The organism is Variovorax sp. FG153, from assembly GCF_057809595.1.
In genome coordinates, this window is record NZ_JBMDKG010000016.1 from 123,276 (window position 1) to 147,956 (window position 24,681).

At 71.2% G+C, this 24,681-nt stretch carries 23 protein-coding genes; 16 read left to right on the forward strand and 7 right to left on the reverse strand.

The features are described from left to right. Nucleotides 1-9 precede the first annotated feature (9 nt). Both ACODT0_RS19055 and ACODT0_RS19060 read right to left on the reverse strand, forming a co-directional pair. Nucleotides 10-807, reverse strand: coding sequence for a CoA-transferase subunit beta (locus ACODT0_RS19055; protein WP_479669298.1), 798 nt, complete (start codon nucleotides 805-807; stop codon nucleotides 10-12). A 163-nt stretch (nucleotides 808-970) separates the two neighbouring features. After that, nucleotides 971-1,849 (reverse strand): FadR/GntR family transcriptional regulator, encoded by an 879-nt coding sequence (locus ACODT0_RS19060; RefSeq protein WP_479669299.1) that lies wholly within the window; start codon nucleotides 1,847-1,849, stop codon nucleotides 971-973. A 166-nt stretch (nucleotides 1,850-2,015) separates the two neighbouring features. On the opposite strand from ACODT0_RS19060, the gene ACODT0_RS19065 reads away from it, so the two are divergent. Then, complete coding sequence (locus ACODT0_RS19065) at nucleotides 2,016-4,265, forward strand: acyl-CoA dehydrogenase family protein (protein ID WP_489042003.1); 2,250 nt, start codon at nucleotides 2,016-2,018, stop codon at nucleotides 4,263-4,265. Nucleotides 4,266-4,287: 22 nt separating this feature from the next. On the opposite strand, the gene ACODT0_RS19070 is transcribed toward ACODT0_RS19065, so the two are convergent. After that, nucleotides 4,288-5,016 (reverse strand): FadR/GntR family transcriptional regulator, encoded by a 729-nt coding sequence (locus ACODT0_RS19070; protein WP_296782475.1) that lies wholly within the window; start codon nucleotides 5,014-5,016, stop codon nucleotides 4,288-4,290. A 154-nt stretch (nucleotides 5,017-5,170) separates the two neighbouring features. Between ACODT0_RS19070 and ACODT0_RS19075 the strand changes: the two genes are divergently transcribed. From ACODT0_RS19075 to ACODT0_RS19085, 3 genes are all read left to right on the forward strand, one after another. Continuing rightward, nucleotides 5,171-6,154 (forward strand): Bug family tripartite tricarboxylate transporter substrate binding protein, encoded by a 984-nt coding sequence (locus ACODT0_RS19075; RefSeq protein ID WP_479669301.1) that lies wholly within the window; start codon nucleotides 5,171-5,173, stop codon nucleotides 6,152-6,154. 45 nt (nucleotides 6,155-6,199) lie between these two features. After that, nucleotides 6,200-7,375, forward strand: coding sequence for a PDDEXK nuclease domain-containing protein (locus ACODT0_RS19080; protein ID WP_489042004.1), 1,176 nt, complete (start codon nucleotides 6,200-6,202; stop codon nucleotides 7,373-7,375). 159 nt (nucleotides 7,376-7,534) lie between these two features. Further along, complete coding sequence (locus ACODT0_RS19085; RefSeq protein ID WP_057595729.1) at nucleotides 7,535-9,142, forward strand: MFS transporter; 1,608 nt, start codon at nucleotides 7,535-7,537, stop codon at nucleotides 9,140-9,142. Between the two features lie 15 nt (nucleotides 9,143-9,157). On the opposite strand, the gene ACODT0_RS19090 is transcribed toward ACODT0_RS19085, so the two are convergent. Next, entirely contained in the window at nucleotides 9,158-9,859 is a 702-nt protein-coding gene (locus ACODT0_RS19090) for a nitroreductase (RefSeq protein ID WP_057595730.1), read from the reverse strand. 252 nt (nucleotides 9,860-10,111) lie between these two features. Between ACODT0_RS19090 and ACODT0_RS19095 the strand changes: the two genes are divergently transcribed. Genes ACODT0_RS19095 through ACODT0_RS19135 form a run of 9 tightly spaced genes read left to right on the forward strand, consistent with a single transcriptional unit; the run spans nucleotide 10,112 to nucleotide 19,958 of the window. Beyond that, on the forward strand, nucleotides 10,112-11,431 hold the full coding sequence (locus tag ACODT0_RS19095; protein ID WP_261214252.1) for a Rieske 2Fe-2S domain-containing protein: 1,320 nt from the start codon (nucleotides 10,112-10,114) through the stop codon (nucleotides 11,429-11,431). After that, the gene (locus ACODT0_RS19100; RefSeq protein ID WP_489042005.1) at nucleotides 11,428-12,399 is read left to right on the forward strand and encodes a PDR/VanB family oxidoreductase; all 972 of its coding nucleotides are present in this window, start codon (nucleotides 11,428-11,430) and stop codon (nucleotides 12,397-12,399) included. The genes ACODT0_RS19095 and ACODT0_RS19100 overlap by 4 nt, the downstream gene beginning before the upstream one ends. Nucleotides 12,400-12,415: 16 nt before the next feature. Continuing rightward, nucleotides 12,416-13,165, forward strand: coding sequence for a FadR/GntR family transcriptional regulator (locus ACODT0_RS19105; protein WP_261214255.1), 750 nt, complete (start codon nucleotides 12,416-12,418; stop codon nucleotides 13,163-13,165). A 31-nt stretch (nucleotides 13,166-13,196) separates the two neighbouring features. Next, nucleotides 13,197-14,177, forward strand: coding sequence for a Bug family tripartite tricarboxylate transporter substrate binding protein (locus ACODT0_RS19110; protein WP_261214272.1), 981 nt, complete (start codon nucleotides 13,197-13,199; stop codon nucleotides 14,175-14,177). 11 nt (nucleotides 14,178-14,188) lie between these two features. Further along, complete coding sequence (locus ACODT0_RS19115) at nucleotides 14,189-15,481, forward strand: CaiB/BaiF CoA transferase family protein (RefSeq protein ID WP_489042006.1); 1,293 nt, start codon at nucleotides 14,189-14,191, stop codon at nucleotides 15,479-15,481. Further along, nucleotides 15,478-16,659 (forward strand): thiolase C-terminal domain-containing protein, encoded by a 1,182-nt coding sequence (locus tag ACODT0_RS19120; protein WP_489042007.1) that lies wholly within the window; start codon nucleotides 15,478-15,480, stop codon nucleotides 16,657-16,659. Before ACODT0_RS19115 ends, ACODT0_RS19120 begins: the two co-directional genes overlap by 4 nt. Then, nucleotides 16,656-17,111, forward strand: coding sequence for a Zn-ribbon domain-containing OB-fold protein (locus ACODT0_RS19125; RefSeq protein WP_489042008.1), 456 nt, complete (start codon nucleotides 16,656-16,658; stop codon nucleotides 17,109-17,111). Before ACODT0_RS19120 ends, ACODT0_RS19125 begins: the two co-directional genes overlap by 4 nt. After that, the gene (locus tag ACODT0_RS19130; protein ID WP_489042009.1) at nucleotides 17,104-18,852 is read left to right on the forward strand and encodes an FAD-dependent oxidoreductase; all 1,749 of its coding nucleotides are present in this window, start codon (nucleotides 17,104-17,106) and stop codon (nucleotides 18,850-18,852) included. Before ACODT0_RS19125 ends, ACODT0_RS19130 begins: the two co-directional genes overlap by 8 nt. Beyond that, complete coding sequence (locus tag ACODT0_RS19135; protein WP_489042010.1) at nucleotides 18,849-19,958, forward strand: CaiB/BaiF CoA transferase family protein; 1,110 nt, start codon at nucleotides 18,849-18,851, stop codon at nucleotides 19,956-19,958. The genes ACODT0_RS19130 and ACODT0_RS19135 overlap by 4 nt, the downstream gene beginning before the upstream one ends. A 16-nt stretch (nucleotides 19,959-19,974) precedes the next feature. Here the strand turns inward: ACODT0_RS19135 and ACODT0_RS19140 are convergent, their stop codons facing one another. From ACODT0_RS19140 to ACODT0_RS19150, 3 genes are read right to left on the reverse strand one after another with little or no spacing between them, the layout of a single operon-like run. Further along, nucleotides 19,975-20,610, reverse strand: a complete 636-nt coding sequence (locus ACODT0_RS19140; RefSeq protein ID WP_489042011.1) for an aspartate/glutamate racemase family protein — start codon at nucleotides 20,608-20,610, stop codon at nucleotides 19,975-19,977. Beyond that, nucleotides 20,607-21,512 carry a polysaccharide deacetylase family protein gene (locus ACODT0_RS19145; protein WP_489042013.1) on the reverse strand — a complete coding sequence of 302 codons (906 nt, stop codon included), beginning with the start codon at nucleotides 21,510-21,512 and terminating at the stop codon, nucleotides 20,607-20,609. The genes ACODT0_RS19140 and ACODT0_RS19145 overlap by 4 nt, the downstream gene beginning before the upstream one ends. Beyond that, nucleotides 21,509-22,825, reverse strand: coding sequence for an MFS transporter (locus tag ACODT0_RS19150; protein ID WP_489042014.1), 1,317 nt, complete (start codon nucleotides 22,823-22,825; stop codon nucleotides 21,509-21,511). Before ACODT0_RS19150 ends, ACODT0_RS19145 begins: the two co-directional genes overlap by 4 nt. An 89-nt stretch (nucleotides 22,826-22,914) precedes the next feature. On the opposite strand from ACODT0_RS19150, the gene ACODT0_RS19155 reads away from it, so the two are divergent. From ACODT0_RS19155 to ACODT0_RS19165, 3 genes are all read left to right on the forward strand, one after another. Next, entirely contained in the window at nucleotides 22,915-23,847 is a 933-nt protein-coding gene (locus ACODT0_RS19155; RefSeq protein ID WP_489042015.1) for a LysR family transcriptional regulator, read from the forward strand. 111 nt (nucleotides 23,848-23,958) lie between these two features. Further along, nucleotides 23,959-24,231, forward strand: coding sequence for a hypothetical protein (locus tag ACODT0_RS19160; protein WP_413765475.1), 273 nt, complete (start codon nucleotides 23,959-23,961; stop codon nucleotides 24,229-24,231). A 4-nt stretch (nucleotides 24,232-24,235) separates the two neighbouring features. Then, nucleotides 24,236-24,676 carry a hypothetical protein gene (locus ACODT0_RS19165; RefSeq protein WP_172705284.1) on the forward strand — a complete coding sequence of 147 codons (441 nt, stop codon included), beginning with the start codon at nucleotides 24,236-24,238 and terminating at the stop codon, nucleotides 24,674-24,676. The last annotated feature ends 5 nt before the right edge of the window (nucleotides 24,677-24,681 follow it).

Below are 24,681 nucleotides of genomic sequence, written 5' to 3' on the forward strand. Positions count from 1 at the left end.
CTCGTCTCTTCAGGGGAACTTGCGGCGCAGGGTGCCGCGCGTGTCGACACGGGTGCGCAGCAGGCGCAGCTCCTCGGGTTCGGGCATGCGCGTGAGGGGCGGCGTGCCCTCCACCACCAGCTCGAAGCCGGTGGCCTTGCGGATCTGCTCGAGCGTCACGCCCGGATGGATCGAGCGCACGCGCATGGCCTTGCTCACGGGCTCGAAATCGAACACGCCCAGCGGCGACACCACCAGGCGCGGCCCGCCCGGCGGCAGACCGGCCTCCTCGCGCGAGTTGCCGCCTTCCATGTGGCCCGGTCCGCAGAGGAAGTCGACGCGCGGCACGAAGGCGCCCGGATCGTGGCGCGTGAGCGCGACATAGAAGCGCTTGGCCAGCCCGCACAGCGCGCTGATGCCCACCGTGCCGGGGCCGCGCACCCTGGGCCGGGCCTGGTCGCCGACCACCACCGTGTTGATGTTGCCGAAGCGGTCGACCTGCAGCGCCGAGAGGATCGCGAAGTCGAAGAAGTGGATCTTCCAGTCGATGAAATCGATCATGTTCGGCAGGTCCATCCAGGCCTCGGAGGACTCGATGTTCTCCGAGTCGGCCGTGGACAGCAGGTGGTCGCGCACCGGGTTCACCATGCCGCCGGGGCCCGAGATCCACCACAGCCGGGGCGCCTGCATCTCGCGCGCGAGGTTGCAGGCGGCCAGCTGGATGTCGGAGTTGGTGCCGATGATGACCTTCTCGCCATCGGCGAAGTCGCGCGCCAGCAGCACGGCGAGCAGCTCGCCGGTCGACGGCTTGTCGTCGTTCTGTGTCATTTGCTTGATATTTGGTTCAACCATTCATTGATCCTAGGAATCAACCATGGCACTGTCAAGCGGGATTCACCTGCCGGGCGCGCAAGAAGAAAGGACCGCGCGCCTTGCGGCGGGCGGTCCTCTGCGGATGGGACGAAGGCGTGGCGGCGCGTGCCGCGCGGGTTCAGCGCGCGGTCTTCGGGGCGCGGGTGGCGGATTTGGCCGCCGGCTTGGTGGCGGGCTTTTCGGCCGGCGCCCTTGCCGCCGCCTTGCGCGGCGCGGCGGGCGCGGCGGCCGGGGCATCCTGCGCGGCGTCCTCGCCCACCTTCGACAGATAGCTGCGCTGCAGTCGCTTGAGGCTGGACTCCATCTCCGCCACGGCCGCGTCGGCGTCCTTGGCCGCGAGATGCTTGAGGAAGCGGCGGCGCGAGGGCAGCACGTAGGCGTTCTCCTCGTGGCCGATCTGGCCGATGAACTCGGCCAGCACGTTGAGCACGCCGTTCATCACGATCACCATGATCGGATTGCCGGTCATGCGCGCGAGGATGCGGTGGAACTCGAGGTTGGTCGCCGCGCGCGCGGGGAAGTCGTCGCGCCGCAGCGCTTCCTCGGCCGCGTCGATGTTGGCGGCCAGCGCCTCGAGATCGGCGGGCGTGGAGCGCGCGCAGGCCTCGCGCACCAGGATCGATTCGAGCCAGATGCGCGCCTCGGTGAGCTGCGCAGGCTGGATCGCGCCCATGTGGTACATGTCCATCAGGCCGGTGGCGATGGCGTCGCCGCTGCGCCCGCTGATGAAGGCGCCGCCGCTGGCGCCCTTCTGCAGCCGGATCAGGCCCGCATGCTCGAGCGAGCGCAGCGCCTCGCGCAGCGTGTTGCGCGACACGCCGAACTGCTCGGACAGGGCACGCTCCGATGGCAGCCGCGTGCCGACCTTGAGCCGGCCCTGCGACAGCTCGCCGCGGATCTGCTGGGCGATCTCCTCGAAGGCACGCGCGGAACGGATGGGCTGGAACTTGGCGCTCCGTGCGTCGGCCGCGGGCGGCGACGGTTCTTTGGCGTCCATGGGGAATCCTCCGTTGGAAAAACTAAAAGTTGGACCTTTGAGCCAAATGATAAGGGGCCGCGTTGCGCAGGCCGCTGTGGGCCGAGCCCTCGCGACCATGGCGGTTGCCGGATCTTAGTAATGGTTCTACCATTCAAATTTTCCGAGATCCAGGAGAGACACGCCCATGCCCCCGACCACCCTTCCCGGCGACGAAGAGCGCGCCCTGCTGCGCGACTCGGTGCGCGGCTTCCTCGAGCGCCACTGGCCGCCCGCCACCGCCGTGCCATGGGCACGCGAACCCGCGCGCGTGCAGGCGCTGTGGCAGCAGCTCGCGGCCCAGGGCCTTGCCGCCTTGGGATCGGATCCCTCGGAGGGCGGCCTGCGCGAGATCGCGCTGGTCATGGAGGAACTGGGCCGCGCGGGTTGCACCCTGCCGCTGCACCACGGCACGCTGCTGAACCTCGCGGCGCCACGCACGCTGCAGGGCGAGGAGCCCGCACTGCTCGCGCTGCAACGTGCCGGCGAGGCGCGCGTGGTGCTGTGCTTCGGGGCCTTCGACGGCGACCGCGGCGCGGGCCGGGCGCGCATCGACGACGACGGCAGGCTCCACGGCGAACTCGCCTTCGTCGTGCATGCCGACAGCGCCACCCACCTCGCGGTGATGGTGGACGGCCCCGCGATCGCGCTGATCGACCTGCGCGCGCCTGGCGTGCGCATCGAGGCCACGCCAGCGATGGGAACGCAGGGCCTGTTCCGCGTCGCGCTGGACGGGATCGCGGCCACCGTCCTCGCACTGTCAGAGGAGCAGCTCGGCGCGCTGCACGCGATGGCCCGCCTCGCGCTGTGCGCGCGCGCCACCGGCGCCGCCGAACGCGCCTTCGAGCTCGCCGTGGCCTATGCGGGCGAGCGCCGGCAGTTCGGCCGGCCGATCGGCAGCTTCCAGGCGATCCAGCACAAGCTCGCCGACAGCCACATCGCGCTACTCGGTGCGCGGCTCACGCAGGCCGGCGCCGCGCGCCAGCACGACCTCGGCGCCGACAACTGGCGCGTGTTCGCCGAAGCGGCCTGCGCGCTGGCCGCGACGACGCTGCGGCGGGTGTCGCTGGAAACGCAGCACGCCTTCGGCGCCATCGGTTACAGCGAGGAACACGAGGCACCGCGCCACTTCAAGCAGGTGCACCTCGACGTGCTGCGCCATGGCAGTGGGCGCCGCGCGCGCGAGGCGCTGGCCGATCACTTCCTCGGCGACACGCCGCGCACGCTGCCCGAATACGACCTGGGCCCGGCCGGTAACGCCTTCCGCGAGGAGGTGCGCGCCTGGTTGCAGACGCACTGGTCGGGCGAGCGCAAGGCCGCGCACGAGGCGCTGGACTTCAAGGCGCGCGAGTACGACCGCGAGTTCGCGCGCGCGCTCGGGCGCACCGGCTGGATCGGCCTCTCGTGGCCGCAGCGCTTCGGGGGCCAGGCGCGCGGCGCCTTCGAGCAACTGGCCTTCGTCGAGGAGATGGAACGCGCCGAGGCACCGCGCGTGGGCGCGCCGGTGCAGGCCGCGATGCTGCAGGTGCACGGCAGCGCGGCGCAGCAGGCGCGCTACCTGCCCGAGATCCTGCGCGGCGAGGCGATCTACGGCATGGGCTACAGCGAGCCCGACGCGGGCTCCGACCTCGCGTCGATGCGCACCCGCGCGGTACGCGACGGCGACCACTACGTGATCGACGGCCAGAAGATCTGGACCACCACCTACTGGGGCGACTACATGCTGCTGGCCACGCGCACCGACCCCGAGGCGAGCCCGCCGCATGCCGGCCTGAGCCTGTTCATCGTGCCGATGGACACGCCCGGCATCACCATCCGCACCTCGACCACGATGTACGGCGGCAGCTTCGCCAATGTCTTCTACGACGGCGTGCGCGTGCCGGCCGAGGCGATGGTGGGCGAGCTCCACGGCGGCTGGAAGGTGCTGGTCGGGGCGCTGGCCACCGAGCGCGGCTTCATCGGCGGCGGCATCGTGATGAAGGTGGCGCATGCCTTCGAGCAGCTGTGCGAGCACCTGCGCGGCGCGACGGGCGCCGACGGCCGGCCGATGCGCCTCGATCCGCTGGTGCGCGAGCGCATCGCCGACCTCGCGGCGCAAATCGAGGCCGGGCGCCGCATGATGATGCACTGCGCCGAGCGCGTCGACGCGGGCGAGACGCCGCTGCACGACGCGGCCGCGAGCAAGGTCTACTCGGGCGAACTGATGGAGCGCTTCGGCGAGGTGGCGCTCGACCTGCTCGGCATGGAAGGCACGCTCGGCGAGGGCAGCCCCGGCGCGCTGCTGCGCGGGCGCATCGAGCAGAACCTGCGCCATGCGCTGATGTGGGTGATCAGCATCGGCACCAACGAGATCCAGCGCAGCCTGATCGCGCAGCGCGGGCTCGGCCTGCCGCGCTGAACGCGCCCCGGGCCGGCGCGGCTCAGCGCGCCGGCTTCTTGCGCTCCATCTCGAGCAGCAGCACGTTCAGTGCGTTGAGGTGCTTGGCCAGCGCGGCGCCGGCCTTGTCCGCATCGCGCTCGCGCATCAGGCGCAGCACCTTGCGCCGCACCTGCACCACGTTGCTGTGCGGCGTCTGCAGCTGCGCGATCAGGCCGCGCAGGATTTCCGACAGGGCGTCGATCAGCATCACGATCACCTCGTTGTGGGTGGCGCGGCCGATCAGGCGATAGAACTCCGTGATCTGGCCGCTGTCGCGCACCGGCCGGCCCTGCTTCACCAGCTCGGCGAAGCGCTCGATGTCGGCCTCGATGGCGGCGAAGTCTTCCTCGGTCGCGCGCTCGCAGGCCAGCCGGATCGCCAGCCCGCACAGCAGGATGCGGGCCTCGGTCAGGTCCGACACCGGCACCTGCTTGAGCGCCACCATGTCGCGCACCGCCTGCGTGATGCCCTCGGGATGCGACTGCTTGATGTAGAAGCCGCCGTTGATGCCGGTCACCGCCTCGACCATGCCGGCCATCTCGAGGCTGCGCAGCGCCTCCCGCACGCCGCTGCGGCTCACGCCGAACTGCTCGGACAGCTCGCGCTCGCTGGGCAGGCGGTCGCCGGCGCTCAGCGCGCCCTCCACCACCTGCTGGCGGATCTGGTCGCAAATCGCCTCGAAGGCGCGGCGCATGCGCACGGGCGCGAAGACTGGTGCGGATTCCGACATGGCTCCTTTCCTCCTCTGGATCACGAACGTCGATGGCTGGATGCCGAGCCGATAGTGTGCCCTTCCTGGCGCTGACGCCAATTGACCATCGACAAGGCTTTCGCTATGGTTCAACCAATTACATCACAAACCATCCGACCAGGAGACAAGCCTCATGACCCACTCCCGCCGCCACGCGCTGGCCACCGGCCTCGGCCTGCTGGGCGCCTCGGCGCTGCCCGCCTTTCCCCTGGCCGCGCGCGCCGCGCCGGGCTATCCCGACAACGTCATCAAGTTCATCATTCCCACGCCGGCCGGCGGCGGGCACGACACGATGATGCGGGTCATCGGGCAGAAGCTCACCGAGGCCTGGGGCCAGCCGTGCATCGTCGAGTCGAGGGCCGGCGCGAGCGGCGCGATCGCGGCCTCCGCGGTGGCGCGCGCCACGCCCGACGGCTACACGCTCGGTGTCAGCTACAGCGCGCTGATCAGCAACCTCGTGCTGCAGCCCGCTCAGCAGCCCTACAAGCTCGCCGACCTCGCGCCCATCAGCATGCTCGCGCTCACGCCCATCGCCATCGGCGTGCGCGAATCGCTCAACGTCAGGACGCTCGACCAGCTGGTGGCGCTGGCGAAGTCCAAGCCCGGCAAGATCTCGTACGGTTCCTACGGCCCCGGCTCGGGCGGCAACTTCGTGGGCGAGCTGCTGAACATGGCCGCGGGCATCGACACCGTGCACGTGCCCTACAAGGGCGAGGCGCCGGCGCTGCAGGACCTGATCGGCGGCCAGATCGACACCGCCGTGGTGTCGCTGGGCGGGGTCTCGCGCTACCCGGGCAAGATCCGCGCGCTGGCGGTCGCGAGCCCGACGCGCTTTCCGCTCTATCCCGACGTGCCCACCTTCGCCGAGGCCGGCTTCCCCGACGTGAACATGCCGGGCTTCGGCGCGCTGTTCGCGCCGGCCTCCACGCCCAAGGCCATCATCGACAAGCTCGATGCCGAGATGGCGCGCATCGTGAAGCTGCCCGACGTGGCGCCCAAGCTGCTCGAGCTGGGCTTCGAGCCCGCCGGCTGGGGCCCGCAGAAGCTGTCGAGCTTCCTGGCCGAGCAGCTGGCGCTGACGCAGAAGCTGGTCGCGACCGGGCGCATCAAGGTCTGAGCGGGCGCCGCATGCGGCGCAGTGGGGCTACCCTATAGTGCACGCATGACCTTGCCCAGCGGCGAAGCTGCCGACTACGCATCCTTCATCGAGGCGCTCAAGGAGCGTGTCACGGCGGCCCGCCAGTCCGCGGCCCGCGCGGTCAATCACGGCCTGATCGCTTTGTACTGGGACATCGGCGAAGCCATCCTCGACAAGCAGCAGACGAACGGCTGGGGCCAGGCCGTGGTCGAGCGGATCGCCCGGGACCTGCGCGCGGCCTTTCCCGGCACACAGGGTTTCTCGGCACGCAATGTCTGGGACATGCGGCGCATGGTCGAGGCTTACAGCGAGCCCGGATTTCTGCGACAGCTTGTCGCAGAAATTCCGAAGGGCAAGGGTTCGGGCCGAAGCATCGGACGCTCCGCCGACAAGCGGAAACCCACGGTTTTCGGCGGCAACGACTCTCTGCGACAGCTCGTCGCAGAAATCCCCTGGGGCCATCATCTCCAGATCCTGGGCAAGACCGCCGACCCGGCACAGCGCCTGTACTACCTGCGCGCCAGCGCCGCGCTGGGTTGGAGCCGCAACGTTCTGCTCAACCAGATCAAGGCCGGCGCCTGGGAACGCTCGCGCGCGGAGGGCAAGAGCCACAATTTCCCGCGGGTGCTGCCGCCCGCCATGGCCGGGCAGGCCGAGGAGGTCCTCAAGAGCAGCTACAGCCTCGAGTTCCTGGGCATCCGCCAGGCGGTGAAGGAACGCGAACTGGAAACCCGGCTCCTCGACAGGCTGCGCGACTTCATCCTCGAACTGGGCTACGGCTTCTGCTTCATCGGCCGCCAGCACCGCCTCGTGCTGGGACGCAAGGAATACTTCATCGACCTGCTCTTCTACCACCGCTTCCTCAAGGCCCTGGTCGCCGTGGAACTGAAGGTCGGCTCCTTCGAACCCGAGTACGCGGGCAAGATGGACTTCTATCTCAACCTGCTCAACGACAGGGAGCGCGCGCCCGGCGACGCCCCGTCGATCGGCATCATCCTGTGCGCCGAGAAGGACAACCTGGAGGTCGAGTTCGCCCTGCGCAGCAAGACCAATCCTATCGGCGTGGCGGAGTACCAGTTGCAGGCGGCCCTACCGAGCGAACTGCGCGGCAAGCTGCCTTCGGTGCGCCAGCTCCAGCAGGTGGTGCGCGGTGCGCTGCCGCCTCCGGTCGCGACACAGGAGCGACGCGGCAAAGACTGAGCGGCGCCGCCGGTTCGCTACGAGGTCGCTCCTCGACCCAGCGCGCGGCGTCGCCGACGGCCGCGCGCGAGGTGCGGAAACCGTTGGCCGGGTGCGCCGCGAGCGGGCCGGCGCATGCATCTATATGATTTGCCTCGCCCGCCGCCGATCGCCCCGCGCTTGAATCCCAGCACTCCCACCGCCCCGAACGCAGCCTCGCTCTGGAGTCCGCTCGCCCAGCCCGCCTTCCGCGGGTTGTGGGGTGCCGGCAGCCTGTTCTTCGTCGGCAATGCGATGCAGAACATGGCGGCCTCGTGGCTGATGATCGAGCTCACGGCCTCGTCCTTCCTCTCGGCGCTGGTCCAGACCGCCTCCTTCCTGCCGATGTTTTTGCTGTCGCTGCCCGCCGGCGTGCTGGCCGACACCATCGACCGCCGGCGGCTGATGCTGCGCATCCAGGGCGTCTACGGGCTCGCCGCGCTGACGCTCACATTGCTCGCGCTGGCCGGCTGGATCGGCCCGGGCGGGCTGCTGTTCTTCACCTTCCTGCTGGGCGTGTGCACGGCGCTGCAGTCGCCCTCGTGGAATTCCGCCGTCAGCGACACGGTGGCGCGCACCGAGCTGCCGCTGGCCATCACGCTGGTGTCGATGACCTTCAACGGCGCGCGCGCCGTCGGCCCCGGGCTCGCGGGCGTGCTGTTCGCGCTGACCGGCGGCGCCGCCGTGTTCGCGGTCGCGGTGCTGACCGCCTTCGGCATGAGCTGGGCCACGCGGCGCTGGCCGCCGCGGCCGCCCTCGCCCGGGCGCCTGCCGGCCGAGCGGCTGTGGGGCGGCATGCTCAGCGCGCTGCGCTATGCGCGCCATTCGCCCGCGATCTTCGCGCAGCTGGTGCGCACGGCCGGCTTCAGCGGGCTCGGCTCGGCCCTGTGGGCCCTGCTGCCGGTGATCGCGCAGCAGCGCCTCGGACTGGGCGCGGCGGGCTACGGCCTGCTGATGGCCTGCCTCGGCACGGGCGCCGTCGCCGCCGGCTTCTTCGTCGGGCGCATCCGTTCGCGCTTCTCGCTCGATGCGCTGGCCGCCGGCTGCTGCCTCGTGTTCTCGGGCGCGATGCTGGTGGGCGCGCTCTCGACCTGGCGGCCGCTCGTGTGCGCCAGCTTCGTGCTCGGCGGCGCGGCGTGGATGACGATGATGTCGACCTTCAACGCCGCCACCCAGACCAGCGCGCCATCCTGGGTGCGGGCGCGCGCCGCGTCGATGCACACGCTGTGCTCGCTCGGGGCCTTCGCGCTCGGCTCCGCGCTGTGGGGCGCGATGTCATCGCTGATCGGCCTGAGCGCGGCGCTGTGCCTGTCGGCCGCGGGCATGCTCGCGAGCATCGCGCTGGCGCGGCCGTATCCGCTGCGCATGGGCGCGGACGACGAGGTCACGCTGGCGCCGCTGCACGAGGAGTTCTCGGTGCAGCACGAACCCGAGTTCGAGGCCGGGCCGGTCGCCGTCGAGGTGGTCTACCGCATCCGCGATGCCGACGCGCGGCGCTTCCTCGACGCGGTGCAGCAGCTCGCGGTGCCGCGCAAGCGCGACGGCGCCACCTTCTGGCGCGTCTACCGCGACCTCGACGACCCGAGCCGCTACGTCGAGCGCTTCATCGTCACCTCGTGGGCCGACTACCTGCGCCAGCGCGCGCGGGCCACCGTGGCGCGCCACGAGCTGGAGGCGCTCGCGCGCAGCTTCCAGGTGCCGCACGAACCGGTGCTCACGCGCCACTACCTGGCCGAACGCAGCCCCTGAGCGTGGGCCGCCGGATCAGTCCTCGACCCAGCGCGCGGCGTCGCCGACGGTCGCGCGCGAGGTGCGGAAACCGTTGGCCGGGTGCGCCGGGTCCTCGTAGCCGAAGGAGATCCCGCAGACCACCTGACGGTCGTCCGGGATGTCGAACCAGCGGTGCAGGAACTTCGCGCGCGAAGCGAGCGCGGCTTGCGCGATGCTCGCCACGCCGCGGCTGCGCGCGGCCAGCATGAAGTTCGACACGTAGGCACCGCAGTCCAGCGCGCCATAGGCGCCGAGCGCGGCATCGGTGTGGATCAGCGCCACGTGCGGCGCGCCGAAGAACGAGAAGTTCAACAGCCCCTGGCGCGCCGAGGCCTCGCGGTCGCCATGGGCGATGCCCACGCTGTCGTAGAGCTGGAAGCCGCATTCGCGGCGGCGCTCGCGGTAGACGCCGCGGTACTCCGCGGGCGGCGCGATCTCGAAACCCTGGTCGACCAGCGCCTCGGGCGTGGCCATCGCCGCGCGCAGGCGCTCGGTGGCGGCCGCGCCGGTCACGATCACCTGCCAGGGCTGCGAGTTGCACCACGAGGCCGTGCGCTGGGCGGCGCGCAGGATCGCGTCGATGACGTCACGCGGCACCGGGTCGGCGAGGTAGCCGCGGCAGCTGTAGCGCGCGTCGAGCACGGTGTCGAGGGCCGCGGCGAGATCCGGCGCGGGAACGGGCGGGGAAGTGGTCATGGCTCGGGCAACGGGATGAAGACGAGGGAGCCTAACCGTGCCGGCGCGCTCGCGCTGGCGACACGGCGAAAGACATGCGCGACGGCTGCCACCTCGCTCGCCTTAGCCATCTATGGTTGATCCATTCACAAGGTTATTGAGACAAAAGCTTTGCATCGCGCGGGCTCGAATTTAGCATTGGTCCTACCAATCTGGTCATCCAAGGTGGTCCACCACGCCGGATGGCCCTGCCCCACAAGGAAAACCGCAGCCATGCTCTCGCAAGAAGACAACGAAACCCTCGTGCGCGTCGGCGCCGGCACGCCCATGGGCGAGCTGATGCGCCTCTACTGGATCCCCTTCCTGCCCAGCCGCGACCTCGAGACCGACGGCCAGCCGCAGCGCGTGCGCCTGCTCGGCGAGGAGCTGATCGCGTTCCGCGACAGCGAGGGCCGCGTCGGCCTGATCGACCATGCCTGCCCGCACCGCGGCGCGCCGCTGGTGTTCGGCCGCAACGAGGACTGCGGTGTGCGCTGCATCTACCACGGCTGGAAGTTCGGCGTCGACGGCCGCGTGCAGGACACGCCAGCCGAGCCCGCGCAGAGCCGGCTCAAGGACACGGTCACGATCAAGAACTACCCCTGCCGCGAGCGCAACGGCATCGTCTGGACCTACATGGGGCCCGACCGCGAGAACCCGCCGCCGCTGCCGAACCTCGAGTGGAACCTGGTGCCCGAGGAGAACGTGTACGTGAGCTTCCGCGTGCAGGAATGCAACTGGCTGCAGGCCGTGGAAGGCGAGATCGACTCGGCCCACGCGCCGATCCTGCACGGGCGCATCGACCAGCAGGGCGCGATCAGCGACTGGACCGCGAAGAAGGACCTGCGGCCCACCTTCGAATGCAAGCGCCAGGACTTCGGCATGAGCGTGGCCTCCAAGCGCGTGCTCGACGAGAACACGCACTACTGGCGCGTCAACCAGTTCCTGCTGCCCTTCTACACGCTGGTGCCGCCGCAGTCGAACTACCCCGAGCTCAGCGGCCACGCCTGGGTGCCGCTGGACGACCACCACACGCTGTGCATCATGTTCTCGTACACGCCGGCGCAGAAGTTCTACGAGAAGACGCGCAAGCTGTTCGACAACGGCCACGGCGGCCGCGAGACCGGCCACCCGAGCATCAACGCCTATGCGCCGCGGCCCGCCACCGAGCCCTTCGCGAAGTACTGGACCAGGTTCAACCTGCAGAGCGCCTTCCTCTTCAACTACGACGCGCAGACCAAGACCTGGTTCTCGGGCCTGCCCGGCCTGTGGGTGCAGGACGCGGCCTGCCAGTCGGGCGTGGCGCCGATCTACGACCGCTCGAAGGAGCACCTGGGCATGAGCGACACCGGCATCGCGATGACCCGGCGCCTGCTGCTCGAGACGGTGCGCAACCTGTCGGTGCGCCAGCAGCGCCCGCCGCGCATCGAGGACCCCGACCTGCCGATGGTGCGCGCGGTGTCGCTCACGCTGCCGGCCGGCGAGGCCTGGAGCGAATCGGGCCGCGAGCTGATGACCGCGCGCCTGGGCGCCGACTTCGGCTACACGCCATGAGCCTGGGCAATCCCGCGCCGCTGGACCTGTGCCTGCGCCAGATCCGGCTGGAGGCACGCGGCATCGCGTCGTACGAGTTCGTGTCGGCCGACGGCCGGCCGCTGCCGCCGTTCACGGCCGGCGCGCACATCGACCTGCACCTGCCGCGCGAGATGATCCGCAGCTATTCGCTGCTCAACGCGCCCTCGGATGCCGCGCGCTACGTGGTGGCGGTGCAGCGCGACGCACAGGGCCGCGGCGGCTCGGCCTGGATGCATGCGCAGCCGCGCGTGGGCGACCGCTTGCGCGCCGGCCTGCCGGCCAACGACTTCGCGCTGGCCGAGGAGGCCGCGCACTCGGTCTTCATCGCCGGCGGCATCGGCATCACGCCGATCCTGTCGATGCTGCACCGGCTCGAGGAGCTGGGCCGGCGCTGGCAGCTGCATTACGCGGGCCGCTCGCCCGAGGAGACCGCCTTCGCCGACACGCTGCGCGCCATGCAGGGCGGACGCGGCCACGGCGAGGTCGAGTTCTGCTTCGGCTCCTCGCGGGCCGAGCGGCTGGATATCGCGGCCATCGTGCGCAACGCGCCGGCCGGCGCGCACCTGTACTGCTGCGGCCCGGCGCGCATGATCGACGCCTTCGTCGAGGCCTGTGCCGGCCGGCCCGCGCACACGGTGCACTTCGAGCGCTTCGCCGCCGGCAGCGCGGCCGCCACCGAGGGCGGCTACGAGGTGGTGCTCGAGCGCAGCGGCCAGCGCCTCGCGGTGGCACCGGGCAAGACCATCCTCGACACGCTGCTCGACCACGCCATCGACGTGCCCTATGCCTGCAGCGCCGGCGTCTGCGGCACCTGCCGCACGCGCGTGATCGCGGGCGAGCCCGACCATCGCGACGACTACCTGGATGCGCAGGAGAAGCAGTCGAACGAGGCGATCATGATCTGCTGCTCGGGCTCGCGCTCGAAGACGCTGGTCCTGGACCTCTGAGGCAGGTGAGCAGTCCATGACGACCCGGCTCGACACCACGGCGGAACCGCAGGAAGCCAGTGCTTCCAACGCGGCGGGCGCGGGCAATGGCGCCATCGCCGGCATCCTCGCCTACCTGCGCGACCGGCGCCTGCAACCGGGCGACCGGCTGCCCTCCGAGCGCGACCTCGCCGAGCGCCTCGGCGTCGGCCGCAACGCGGTGCGCGAGGCGCTGGCCACGCTGGTCACGCTGCGCATCGTCGAATCGCGGCCCAACTCGGGCATCTACCTGCGGCACGTCGAGCGCGAAGGCAGCTTCGAGGCGCTGGTGATGCTCACCGACATGGGCGCCGTGCCCACGCCGGTGGAAGTGGCCGAGACGATGGAGGTGCGCGGCCATCTCGAGGTGCTGGCCGCGGGCCTGGCCTGCCAGCGCCGCACCGAGGCCGACCTCGCTCGCATGGAAGCCGTGCTGCAGCGCACCGAGCAGGTGCTGGCCGAGGGCGGCAACATCGCCGCGGCCGACACCGAGTTCCATGTCGCGCTGGTCGATGCCACCCACAACTCGGTGCTGGTGCGCGTGCTGCATGCCTTCTACCGCTTCACCGGCCGGCGCCGCGAGGCGATGTTCGCCGACACGGTGCAGGGTCGCGCCTCGCTGCTCGACCACCGCCGCCTGCTCGGCCACATCCGCGCGCGCGACGCGGCCAAGGCGCAACTGCTGATCCTGCGCCACATGGACCGCGCGCGCAGCTACTGGTCGAGCGTGCTCGGCGACACGGATTGACACGACACCCACGAACCCAAGGAGACCCCCGATGACAAGCTCTTTCTTCCCCCGCCGCGCGCTGCTGGGCGCCGCCTGCGCCGCGCTCGTGCTCGGCGCCCTGCCCGCCCATGCGCAGGGCGGCTATCCGAACAAGCCGATCCGCATGATCGTGCCCTATGCGGCCGGCGGCAGCACCGACCAGCTCGCGCGCGCCATCCAGCAGTCGATGAGCGAGACGCTGGGCCAGACCGTGATCGTCGAGAACAAGCCCGGCGCGGGCGGCACCATCGGCACCGACTACGTGGCCAAGGCCGCGCCCGACGGCTACACGCTGGTGTTCGGCAACACCGGCCCGAATGCGGTGGTCTCGCTGATGCGCAAGGTGCCCTACGACGAGCTCAAGGACCTGCGCCCGATCTCCACCGTCGCGATCACGCCGATGATCCTGGCCGTGCCCGCCGACAGCCCGGCGAAGACGCTGAAGGACTTCCTCGCCTACGCGAAAAAGAACGGCAATGCGCTCAACGTCGGCTCGGTCGGCAACGGCTCGCTGTCGCACCTGACGGCCGAGTACTTCAACGAGGCCGCGGGCCTGCGCATGCAGCACATCCCCTACAACGGCGGCGCGCCGATGATGACCGCCTTCGCCGGCGGCCAGCTGCAGGCCGCCTTCGTGACCGGCCTGGACGGCGCCACGCTGGTGAGCTCGGGCCGGGTGCGCTACCTGGCCGTGGGCACGCCCAAGGCCACCGAGACCGTGCCGGGTCTGCAGGCCATCGCCGACGAGGTGCCGGGCTTCCGCAGCTCGGCCTGGTTCGGCGTGCTCGCGCCGAAGGACACGCCCGACGAGATCGTCACGAAGCTGCACGACGCGATCGTGACCGCGGTCGCGCGACCCGAGGTGCGCAAGATGTTCTCGGTGCGCAACGTCGAGGCGCGCAGCAGCACGCCGCAGGAGCTCGAGAAGCTCATCCGCGACGAGATGGGCCAATGGGGCCCGGTCGTGCGCAAGGCCAACATCCAGATGTGAGAACCGCCCTCATGCTTGAAAAACTGGAATCCGATTTCCCCGAGCACCAGCCGCGCCCCGCGGGCGCGCCGCAGGCGCTGGCCGGCATCAAGGTGGTGGACTTCACCCACTTCATCGCCGGCCCCTTCGCCACCATGATCCTGGCCGACATGGGCGCCGACGTGATCAAGATCGAGGCGCCCGGGCGCGGCGACGACTTCCGCCAGTACCCGCCGGTGCATCCCGAGCTCGCGCAGGGCGCGCCCTTCCTCTGGTCGAACCGCAACAAGCGCAGCGTGGCACTGGACCTGAAGACGCCCGAGGGCCTGGAGGTGGCGCGCGCCCTGATCGCGAGCGCCGACGTCGTGGTCGAGAACTTCTCCACCGGCGTGATGGAGCGCTTCGGGCTCGACTACGAGAGCTGCCGCAAGGCCAATCCCGAGCTCGTCTACTGCTCGGTGTCGGCCTACGGCCGCGAGGGCGCCTTCGCCGACCGCCTGGGCTTCGATCCGATCGCGCAGGCCGAGAGCGGCTTCGTCTCGATGAACGGCTATGCCGACCGCCAGGGCGTGCGCGCGCTGTCGCCGGTGATGGACATCAGCACCGCGATGATGGCGGCCAACGCGATCCTCGGCGCGCTGGTGGCGCGCGAGCGCACCGGCCGCGGCCAGGCGGTGGAGGTGGCGCTGTTCGACAACGCGGTGCTGATGACCGGCTATGCGACGCTGCAGCACGTGTTCAGCGGCGCCGAGCCGCAGCGCCACGGCAACACCAGCCCCGACACCTGCCCCTCGGGCGTGTTCGAGGCCCAGGACGGCTCGTTCTACATCAACTGCGGCAACAACAAGATCTTCCAGCGCCTGATGACGCAGGTGCTCGAGCGGCCCGATGTGGCTGCGGACCCGGCCTATGCCAGCGGCCGCGAGCGCTCGCAGCGGCGCGAGGTGCTGTTCGCGCTGCTCGGCGAGGCTTTCGCGAAGCAGCCCTGGTCGCACTGGCAGTCGCGCATGCGCGCGGCCGGCGTGCCCTGCGGCCAGGTGCGCTCCGTCGGCGAGGCCATCCGCTCGCCCGAGGCGCGCGAGCGCCGGCTGTTGACGCGCATCCCGCATCCGCAGGTGGGCTGGGTGCCGAACATGGCGCTGCCGATCCGCTACTCGCGCACGCCGATCGCCGACCCGGTGGCCGCGCCCACCGTCGGCCAGCACACGCAGGAGGTGCTGCGCGAAGCGCTGGGCTACGACGAGCAGCGCTTCGCGGCGCTCGCGCGCGCCGGCGCCTTCGGCCCGCCCGCCGAGCGGCACGAACCCGCCGGCACGCCGGCATGACCAACCGCACGCTGCGCGGCCGGGTCGCCGTGGTCGGCATCGGCGAGACCGCTTACTACCGCCACGGCCAGTCGCCCGACGCGGAGTTCAAGCTCGCGCTCAAGGCCATCCTTGCCGCCTGCGCCGACGCGGGCCTGGACCCGCGCGAGATCGACGGCTTCGCCTCGTACAGCGACGACCGCAGCGAGGCCTCGCGGCTGGCGGCCGCGCTGGGCATCCACCGCCTGCGCTCGGCCACCATGCAGTGGGGCGGCGGTGGCGGCGGCTGCGCGGCGGCGGTGGCCAATGGCGCGGCCGCCATCGCGGCCGGGCTGGCCGACTGCGTGGTCGTGTTCCGCGCGCTCGCGCAGGGCCAGCACGGGCGCTTCGGGCAGGTCGGCGGCATCGACACCATCTCCGGCGAGAAGGCCTACCTCATGCCCCACGGCGTGCTCTCGCCGCCGCAGCGCTTCGCGATGCGCGTGCGCCGCTTCATGCACGAGCACGGCGTGCGGCAGGAGGCGCTGCGCGCCATCGCGCTCGCCTCCTACCACCATGCGCAGGCCAATCCGCGCGCCGTGATGCACGGCAAGCCGCTCGACGCCGCGAAGTACGACGCCTCGCGCTGGATCGCCGAGCCCTTCCACCTGTACGACTGCTGCATGGAGAACGACGGCGCCGCCGCCATCGTGCTGGTGGCGGCCGAGCGCGCGAAGGACTTCGCGCACAAGCCCGCCTACCTGCTCGGCGCGGCCTCGGGCTCGGGCTTTCGCGCCGGCGCCCATCCGCACAATGCGCCGCGCTATGCGAGCGCGGGCTTCGACACCGTGGCCCCCGACCTCTATGCCATGGCCGGCATCGCGCCGGCCGACGTGGGCGTGGTGCAGAGTTACGAGAACTTCACCGGCGGCGTGGCGATGGCATTGGCCGAGCACGGCTTCTTCGAGCCCGGCGAGGCCAACGACTTCCTCACGCTCGAGAACCTCGTCGCCCCAACGGGCCGGCTGCCGCTCAACACCAGCGGCGGCAATCTCGCCGAGTGCTACATGCATGGCTTCGAGCTGGTGCTCGAGGCGGTGCGCCAGGTGCGCGGCAGCTCGACCAGCCAGGCGGCGCGCAGCGATGTCGCGCTGGTGATCGGCGGCCCGATGGTCACGCCCGCGAGCGACCTGCTGCTGGCATCGGAGAACGTGCTGTGAACGACACGAACGACGAGAAACGCTACCTGCCCGCGGGCCTGCCGATCCCCGTTTCGGAGCCCGACGGATTGTCCGAACCCTATTGGCAAGGCCTGCGCGAGGGCGTCTTGCGCGTGCAGCGCTGCACCCACTGCGGCACCTGGCAGTTCGGCCCCGAGTGGATCTGCCACCGCTGCCATGCCTTCGATCCCGCCTGGGTGGAAGTCGCGCCGCGCGGCCGCATCTTCAGCTGGGAGCGCGTGTGGCATCCCGCGCATGCGGCGCTCAAGGAGCATGGCGCCTACCTCGTGGTGCTGGTCGAGCTGCCCGGGGCCGGCAATGTGCGCATGGTCGGCAACCTGCTCGGCGATCCGATGCAGGCAGTGGAGATCGGCGCCGAGGTCGAGGGCGTGTTCGAACACCATCCGGATGCGCAGCCGCCGTACGCGCTGCTGCAGTGGCGGCGTGCCTGAGCCCGCGCGTACCGGCGCTCAGGGGGCCGACACCTGCGACCTGCTCGTGATCGGCGCCGGCGCGGGCGGCATGAGCGCCGCGCTCGCGGGCGCGCTCATGGGCCTCGACGTGGTGCTGTGCGAGGCCGGCGAACAGGTCGGCGGCACCACCGCCACCTCGGCCGGCACGCTGTGGGTGCCGGGCAATGCGCAGGGCGCGGCGGCGGGCTTCGCCGACTCGGCCGCCGAGGCAGCGCGCTATCTCGACGCGATCCTCGGCGCGGACGATCCGCGCGGGCTGCGCGCCGCCTATCTCGCGAGTGCTCCCGAGGCGATCGCCTTCCTCGAAGCGCATTCGGAACTGCGCTTCGCCTCGGCCGGTCGCCACCCCGACTACCTCGCGCTGCCCGGCGCGGCCGTGGCGGGCCGCGCGCTCTCGCCGCTGCCCTTCGACGGCCGGCGGCTGGGCCGCGACTTCGAACGCATCCGCGCACCGATGCCGGAGTTCATGGTGCTCGGCGGCATGATGGCCAACAAGGCCGACGTGCAGGCCCTGGCCTACCGCTGGCGCAGCGTCGCGAACTTCCGCCATGTCGCGCGGCTGGTGCTGCGCCATGCGCGCGACCGGCTCACGCATGCGCGCGGCACGCGCCTGGTGCTGGGCAATGCGCTCGTCGCGCGGCTGTACTTCAGCCTGCGCCAGGCCGGCGTGCCGGTGCGATTCGGCATGCGGCTGCGGCAACTCGATATCTCGGCGGGCCGCGTCACCGGCGGCGTGTTCGAACACGAGGGATCGACGCGGCGCATCGCGAGCCGCCTCGGCGTGGTGCTCGCTACCGGCGGTGTCGGCCATCATGCGGCGTTGCGCGCCCAGCTCGCGCCGGCCAGCGTGTCGCCGCGCACGCTGCGGCCGCAGTCCTTCGAAGGCAACCGCGGCGAGGGCCTCGATGCCGCGCTGCGCGCCGGGGCCCGGCTCGAACGCCATCGGGGCGACTTCTTCTGGCAGCCCGTTTCGCTGGCACCGCACGCCGGCGGTGAACCCGGGCTCTTTCCGCACCTGTACCTCGACCGCGCCAAGCCCGGGCTGATCGCCGTCGATGCCGACGGGCGCCGCTTCGTCGACGAGAGCGCCTCGTACCACCACTTCGTCGAAGCCCTGCTCGCGCGCATGCGCCCCGGCGCATCGACGCCGCCGGCCTGGCTGGTCTGCCACGCGGCCTTCGTGCGCGCCTACGGCCTCGGCACGATCCCGCCCGGCACGCGCGCGAGCGCGCTGCGGCGGCACGAGGCATCGGGCTATCTCGTGCTCGCGCACGACATCGACGCACTGGCCACACGGCTGGGCATCGATGCACGCACGCTCGCCGCCACCATCGCGCGCCACAACCGCCATGCCGAAGCCGGCGAGGACCCGGACTTCGGCAAGGGAAGCACCGAGCTCGGCCGCTTCAACGGCGATGCGGCGCATGCGCCGAACCCCTGTCTCGGCCCGATCGCGCAGCCGCCGTTCTGCGCGCTGGCGGTCTGGCCCGGCGAAGCCGCATCGAGCTCGGGTCTCGCCACCGATGCCGACGGCGCCGTGCTCGACCCGGACGGGCAGCCCATCGCGGGCCTCTATGCCTGCGGCAACGACATGGCCTCGATCATGCGCGGCGCCTATCCGGGCCCGGGCATCACGCTCGGGCCCGCGATCGTGTTCGGCTGGCGCATCGCTCGGCATGCAACACGACGCAACCCCCACACACCTTCCTCCCCACGATGAATCCCACCTCCACTCCCCGCGAGGCCAGCGGCCCGCTCGCCGGCCTGCGCGTGATCGAATTCGCCGGCCTCGGGCCCGCGCCCTTCGCCTGCATGCTGCTGTCGGACATGGGCGCCGACGTGATCACCATCGACCGCCCCGCGCGCCGACTCGGCGACCGCAGCGACATCACGGGCCGCGGCCGCACCGTGGTGCTGGCCGACCTCAAGGACCCGGGCTCGCGCGAGGAGGTGCTGGGCCTGCTGGCGCGTGCCGACGTGCTGGTCGAGGGCTTCCGGCCCGGCGTGATGGAGCGCCTGGGCCTGGGCCCCGACGCGGTGCTGCGGCGCAATCCGCGGCTGGTCTACGGCCGCATGACCGGCTGGGGCCAGCACGGCCCGCTCGCGCAGGCCGCGGGCCACGACATCAACTACATCGCGCTGACCGGCGCGCTGCATGCCATCGGCCCGGCCGGCGGGGCGCCGGTGCCGCCGCTGAACCTCGTGGGCGACTACGGCGGCGGCAGCCTCTACCTCGTCGTCGGCCTCCTGGCCGCGCTGCTAGAAAGCCGGCGCTCGGGACAGGGCCAGGTGGTCGACGCGGCCATCGTCGACGGCGTGAACTCGCTGATGAGCCTGTTCGCCACCAGCGCGATGCGCGGCACCTTCCGCGAGGAACGCGGCACCAACGCGCTCGACGGCGGCGCGCCCTACTACGGCAGCTACGCCACCGGCGACGGCCGCCATGTCTGCATCGGGCCGATCGAACCGCAGTTCTTCGCCGAACTGTGCGAACGCCTGGGCGTCGACCCCGCGCTGCGCGACGCGCAGCACGACCGCGCGCGCTGGCCCGCGCTGCGCGCCGAGTTCGAGCGGCTGTTCCGCACCCGCAGCCGCGACGAATGGACCGCGCTGTTCGACGGCAGCGATGCCTGCGTGGCGCCCGTGCTCGCGCTGAGCGAGGCGTCCGCGCATCCGCACCAAAGTGCGCGCGAGGCCTTCGTCGAGGTGGAAGGCGTGCGGCAGCCGGCACCGGCGCCGCGTTTCTCGCGCACGCCTTCGCGAATCCAGGGGCCGGCGGCGCGCGAGGCGACGCCAGCTGCGGAGGTACTGGCGCGCTGGGACTGAGCGGGCCGTCGGCGCTTCAGCCCTCGCCGAGCCAGGCGAGCAGGTCCGCCACCGGATCGATCACCTGCCGCATGCCGGCATCGCGCAGCCCCGCGGCAAGCGCCAGACCGACCACGCCGACCACGAAGACCGGCTGCCGTCCGCCGAAGCCCTCGCAGCGCTCGCGCAGCGCATCCAGCGCGATCTCGGGCTGCGCGGCGATGACGGCCGGCGCGAGATCGATCACCTGCCAGCCGTCGATCGTGCCCGCATGGCCGGTCGCCTCGAAGGCGGCCTCGTAGAGCGCCGTCATGCCGCGGTCGAAGGTCACGATGTCGAGCCGGTGGCCGAGCTTGCGGTGCAGCGCCAGCACGCTGCGCGTGAAACCATGGGCCGCATCGCCGAAGCGCTCGCGCACGATCTCGTAGCCCGTGTCGACCGACGACATCGCCACCATCCGGTCGAAGCCCTCGCTCAGGCCCGGCAGCGCGCACGCCAGCGCCGCCTCGGCCCGCGCGTTGTCGGCGGCGGAGCCGATGATCCGTGGCGCCGCCTCGACCTCGGCGGCGGCCCAGCACCCGGACGGCCAGCCGCCACGCGCGATGTGGCGCCGCAGCGTGGCCGTGATCTCGCGGCTCGAGTTCGGATTGAGGAACAGCGTCCTCGCCGTCATGGCGTGGCCGGAAAGCGATGCCGCCAGAACTGCGCGATGTCGCGCCGCCGGCAGAACCAGACATCGGGGAATTCGGAGGCCGCGAGCAGGAACTCGCGCAGCGCCTCCGTGCGCCCGGGCCGCCCGGCCAGGCGCAGGTGCAGGCCGATCGACATCATCGACGCCTGCCGGCGGCCCTCGCGCCGCAGGCAGGCGAGCGTGCGCCGCAGGTGGTCGGTGAAGTCGTCGGGCGTGTCGAAGCCCGGCGCCGAGGCGAAGCGCATGTCGTTGCAGTCGAAGCTGTAGGGCAGCACCAGGTGCGGCTTGTCGCCGACCCGCGTCCAGTACGGCAGGTCGTCGTTGTAGGCATCCGAGTCGTACTGCAGTCCCTGCTCGACGGCGAGCGCGCGCGTGCGCGGGCTCACGCGGCCCGTGTACCAGCCGACCGGGCGTTCGCCGCACAGGCGCTCGAGCACGTCGAGCGAACGAACCATGTGCGCGCGCTCGGTCGCCTCGGGCACCTCGTCGTAGTCGATCCATCGCGCGCCGTGCGAGACCACCTCGTGCCCGGCCTCGACGATCGATCGCGAGGCCTCGGGATGCTTCTCGAGCGCGCCCGACACCGCGAAGTAGGTGGCCGGCACCCGGCATTCGGCGAGCAGGTCGAGGATGCGCCAATGGCCGGCCCGGCTGCCGTATTCGTAGTGCGACTCCACCACCAGGTTGCGGCGCCCGGCGCGCGCCGTCGCGCCCGACACGTCGCTGTTGAGCACCTCCGAAAAGGTATCGCCCTCGAGCACGCAGTTCTCCGCGCCCTCCTCGTAGTTGACGACCACGCTGAGCGCGACGCGGCGCCCGCCCGGCCATTCGAAGTCCGGACGCACGCGCCCGTAGCCGATGAAATCGCGCACCGCTTCGCTCATCGCTGCACCTTCGCCTTCGCCACGCACACGCCGATCAGCAGCAGGCCGAGGGTGCAGTAGATCGAGATCGACAGCGGGCTGTCGAAACGGTCGAGCAGCCAGACGCAGATGCTGGGCGCGAGCGCGCCGCCGAAGACGCCCGCGAGCTGGAAGCCCAGCGATGCGCCCGTGCACCGCACCCTGGACTCGAACATGTCGGGGATGAAGGCCGCGAGCGGCGCCCACAGCGAGGCCTGGCAGACCATGCCGATCACCGAGGCCAACACCACCAGCGAGGGATTGCGCGTCTCCAGCAGCGGAAAGTACGCGAACGACCAGACGATCGAGGCGGCCACGCCGAGCAGCAACATCGGCTTGCGGCCGAAGCGGTCGGACAGCGCGCCGAACAGCGGGATCGCGACCACGCCGACCGCGGCGCCCCACAGCACGGCGTTCAAGGCCACCTGCCGCGGCAGGCCGAGCCGGTTCGGCACGTAGATCAGCAGCAGCAGCAGCAGCGAGAACACATACCAGATGACGCCCTCGCCGGCGCGTACCCCGATCGCCAGCAGCACCTGGCGCCAGTGCTGGCGCAGCGTCTCGGCCAGCGGCGCCTCGGCCTTGTGGGCGCTCTTCTCGAGGCTCCTGAAGACCGGGGATTCCTCGATCGTGCGGCGGATGAAATAGCCGATGCCGACGAGCAGGATGCTCGCGAGGAAGGGCACGCGCCAGCCCCAGTCCATGAACTGCGCGTCGGTGGTGACCGTGTTCATGAAGCCGAACATCGCATTGGCGATCAGCACGCCGATCGGGCTCGCGACCTGCACCAGGCTGCCGTAGAAGCCGCGGCGGCGCCCGCTGGCATCGAACTCGTTGACCATCAGGGCCGCGCCGCCCCACTCGCCGCCCAGCGCGAGCCCTTGGGCGAAGCGCAGCAGCGCCAGCAGCAGCGGCGCGAGCAGCCCGACGTGCTCGTAGGTCGGCAGCAGCCCGATCAGGAAGGTCGACAGGCCCATGACCAGCAAGGTCGAGACCAGCACGAAGCGCCGCCCGAGCTTGTCGCCCAGCGAGCCGAAGATCGCGGCGCCCACCGGTCGCGCGACGAAGGCGATGCCGTACGACAGCAGCGACAGGATGGTCGCGACGAAGGGATCGGTCTGCGGGAAGAACAGCTTCGGAAACACCAGCGCCGCCGCCGTGCCGAACACGAAGTGGTCGTAGAACTCCAGCGTGGTGCCGACCAGGCTCGCGGCGGCGACGCGCCGCGGACTGGTCGAGGATGCGGGCCGGTCTTCGGCGCGCGGGGCCGTGTTCGCCGTGGCGGATGTCGTCATGGGGATGCTCCTGATCGATGGACGGCGCCATTGCAGCACCGGCTCAATGCTTGGACAATCAGAATGATCCGAACGATTATTCGCCAAATATGAATATTACGCTGCGCCAGATCCGCGCCTTCCTCGCGGTGGCCGAGGTCGGTGCCTTCGCCCGCGCGGCCGAGCGCATGCACCTGTCGCCCTCCGCGTTGTCCACGCTGGTCAAGGAACTCGAGGAGCAGATCGGCCTGCGGCTGTTCTACCGCAGCACGCGCGTGGTCCAGCTGACCGAGGCGGGCGCCGAGTTCCTGCCGCTGGCGCGCAAGGCGCTCGAGGACCTCGAGGCCGCGGTCGCCGGATCGCGCGCGCTGGCCGAGGTCAAGCGCGGCCGGGTCACGGTGGCCGCCTCCATCGTGATCGCCGCCACGCTGCTGCCCTGGGTGATCCAGTCGTTCCAGCAGCGCCATCCGGGTATCCAGTGCATCCTCAAGGACGGCTTCGAGGAGACCATCCGCGACCAGGTGCGCCGCGGCGAGGTCGACCTCGGCGTCGGCACGCTGGTCGAAGGCGAGCCGGGGCTGACGGAGGTCACGCTCTACCAGGACCATCTGGTGGCGCTGGTGCCCGATGGCCATCCGCTCGCGGAGCGCGGCGCCGTCACCTGGCGCGAGCTGGCCAGGCATCCGCTGATCAGCCTGTCCGACCAGAGCCCGTCGCGCGCACTGGCCGACGCGGCCTTCGATTCGGTCGGCCTGCGGCCGGTGCCCGCGCATGTCGCGACCTTCTCCTCCACGCTGATCAGCATGGTGGCCGCGGGCATGGGCGTGGCCGCGCTGCCGATCAACGTGCGCCAACTCTCGCGCCGCACCGGCGTGCAGACGCGGATGCTGGTGCGGCCGACGGTCAAGCGGAACATGGGCGTCTATTCGCGCAGCGACGCGGAGCTGACGCCGGCGGCGAACGCCTTCCTGAAGCACATGCAGGCGTTCGTGAAATCGAAGGGGAGCCTGCCGGACGAGGCGGCCGAAGCCGCCGCGCATTGAAGCGGCATCGGGGAGCGAAAGACGTTTCCGCTGTGTCAATCTGTTCCAGGCCGTTGACGCCCGCGCAACCCCCTCGCTACATTCGTTCGACCCCTCCCCAGAGCACACCCATTGCACGGCCCCCTTCCCTACGTCCTCGCAGCCATCGCCATCGCGGTCCTCGCGGGCGACCTGGCCGCAACGGTCGTGGTGCTGCGCAGCGATTTCTACTCGGGGCCGCAGCGCGCATGGCAGCTGGCCCTGGTATGGCTCATTCCCATCGTCGGCGCCGCCTGCTGCCTGAGCTTCGCCGCCATCCACAGGCGCGCGATCCCCAAGCCTTCCGAGGCATTCCCCGGTTCCGATACCTACAACCTGCCCGGTGGTGAAGCCAACTCTCTCTGAACCGGTGCGGCGCCTTGCCGGTGCCGCCCTTCTGCTCGCGATGTTCGCCTGCCCGGCGGCGCTGGCGCAGACGCCTTCGCGCGACCTCCCGCCGTCCATCGGGCCCGACCGCAGCGCTGCGCTGACGGTGGACGACTTCCTGCGCGGCGCGCAGGTGCTCGGCGAGGTCGGTCCCGAGCGCGCGGAGCAGAACGCCGACTACGTCGCGGCGATCCGCGGGCTGGCGAACATCGGCGACAACTACCGCACCGACGTGCTCAAGGCCAGGGCCGCGGGCACCACGATCGACAGCTGCCCCGGCAAGTCCGCGAAGGTCACCACCGACACGCTGATCCCCTTCCTGCTGCACCTGCCGCCCGAGCAGCGGACGATGCCGATGGAGCAGGCGTTCCGGCTGCACATGCGCGAGCTCTACCCATGCCCCGCCAAGGGCGCCGCGCGGTAGCCGCC

Excerpts from the sequence above, each read along its gene's own strand:
- ACODT0_RS19055 (WP_479669298.1), bottom strand. The coding sequence starts at position 807 with ATGACACAGAACGACGACAAGCCGTCGACCGGCGAGCTGCTCGCCGTG.
- ACODT0_RS19060 (WP_479669299.1), bottom strand. The coding sequence starts at position 1,849 with ATGGACGCCAAAGAACCGTCGCCGCCCGCGGCCGACGCACGGAGCGCC.
- ACODT0_RS19065 (WP_489042003.1), top strand. The coding sequence starts at position 2,016 with ATGCCCCCGACCACCCTTCCCGGCGACGAAGAGCGCGCCCTGCTGCGC.
- ACODT0_RS19070 (WP_296782475.1), bottom strand. The coding sequence starts at position 5,016 with ATGTCGGAATCCGCACCAGTCTTCGCGCCCGTGCGCATGCGCCGCGCC.
- ACODT0_RS19075 (WP_479669301.1), top strand. The coding sequence starts at position 5,171 with ATGACCCACTCCCGCCGCCACGCGCTGGCCACCGGCCTCGGCCTGCTG.
- ACODT0_RS19080 (WP_489042004.1), top strand. The coding sequence starts at position 6,200 with ATGACCTTGCCCAGCGGCGAAGCTGCCGACTACGCATCCTTCATCGAG.
- ACODT0_RS19090 (WP_057595730.1), bottom strand. The coding sequence starts at position 9,859 with ATGACCACTTCCCCGCCCGTTCCCGCGCCGGATCTCGCCGCGGCCCTC.
- ACODT0_RS19095 (WP_261214252.1), top strand. The coding sequence starts at position 10,112 with ATGCTCTCGCAAGAAGACAACGAAACCCTCGTGCGCGTCGGCGCCGGC.
- ACODT0_RS19100 (WP_489042005.1), top strand. The coding sequence starts at position 11,428 with ATGAGCCTGGGCAATCCCGCGCCGCTGGACCTGTGCCTGCGCCAGATC.
- ACODT0_RS19105 (WP_261214255.1), top strand. The coding sequence starts at position 12,416 with ATGACGACCCGGCTCGACACCACGGCGGAACCGCAGGAAGCCAGTGCT.
- ACODT0_RS19110 (WP_261214272.1), top strand. The coding sequence starts at position 13,197 with ATGACAAGCTCTTTCTTCCCCCGCCGCGCGCTGCTGGGCGCCGCCTGC.
- ACODT0_RS19115 (WP_489042006.1), top strand. The coding sequence starts at position 14,189 with ATGCTTGAAAAACTGGAATCCGATTTCCCCGAGCACCAGCCGCGCCCC.
- ACODT0_RS19120 (WP_489042007.1), top strand. The coding sequence starts at position 15,478 with ATGACCAACCGCACGCTGCGCGGCCGGGTCGCCGTGGTCGGCATCGGC.
- ACODT0_RS19135 (WP_489042010.1), top strand. The coding sequence starts at position 18,849 with ATGAATCCCACCTCCACTCCCCGCGAGGCCAGCGGCCCGCTCGCCGGC.
- ACODT0_RS19140 (WP_489042011.1), bottom strand. The coding sequence starts at position 20,610 with ATGACGGCGAGGACGCTGTTCCTCAATCCGAACTCGAGCCGCGAGATC.
- ACODT0_RS19145 (WP_489042013.1), bottom strand. The coding sequence starts at position 21,512 with ATGAGCGAAGCGGTGCGCGATTTCATCGGCTACGGGCGCGTGCGTCCG.
- ACODT0_RS19150 (WP_489042014.1), bottom strand. The coding sequence starts at position 22,825 with ATGACGACATCCGCCACGGCGAACACGGCCCCGCGCGCCGAAGACCGG.
- ACODT0_RS19155 (WP_489042015.1), top strand. The coding sequence starts at position 22,915 with ATGAATATTACGCTGCGCCAGATCCGCGCCTTCCTCGCGGTGGCCGAG.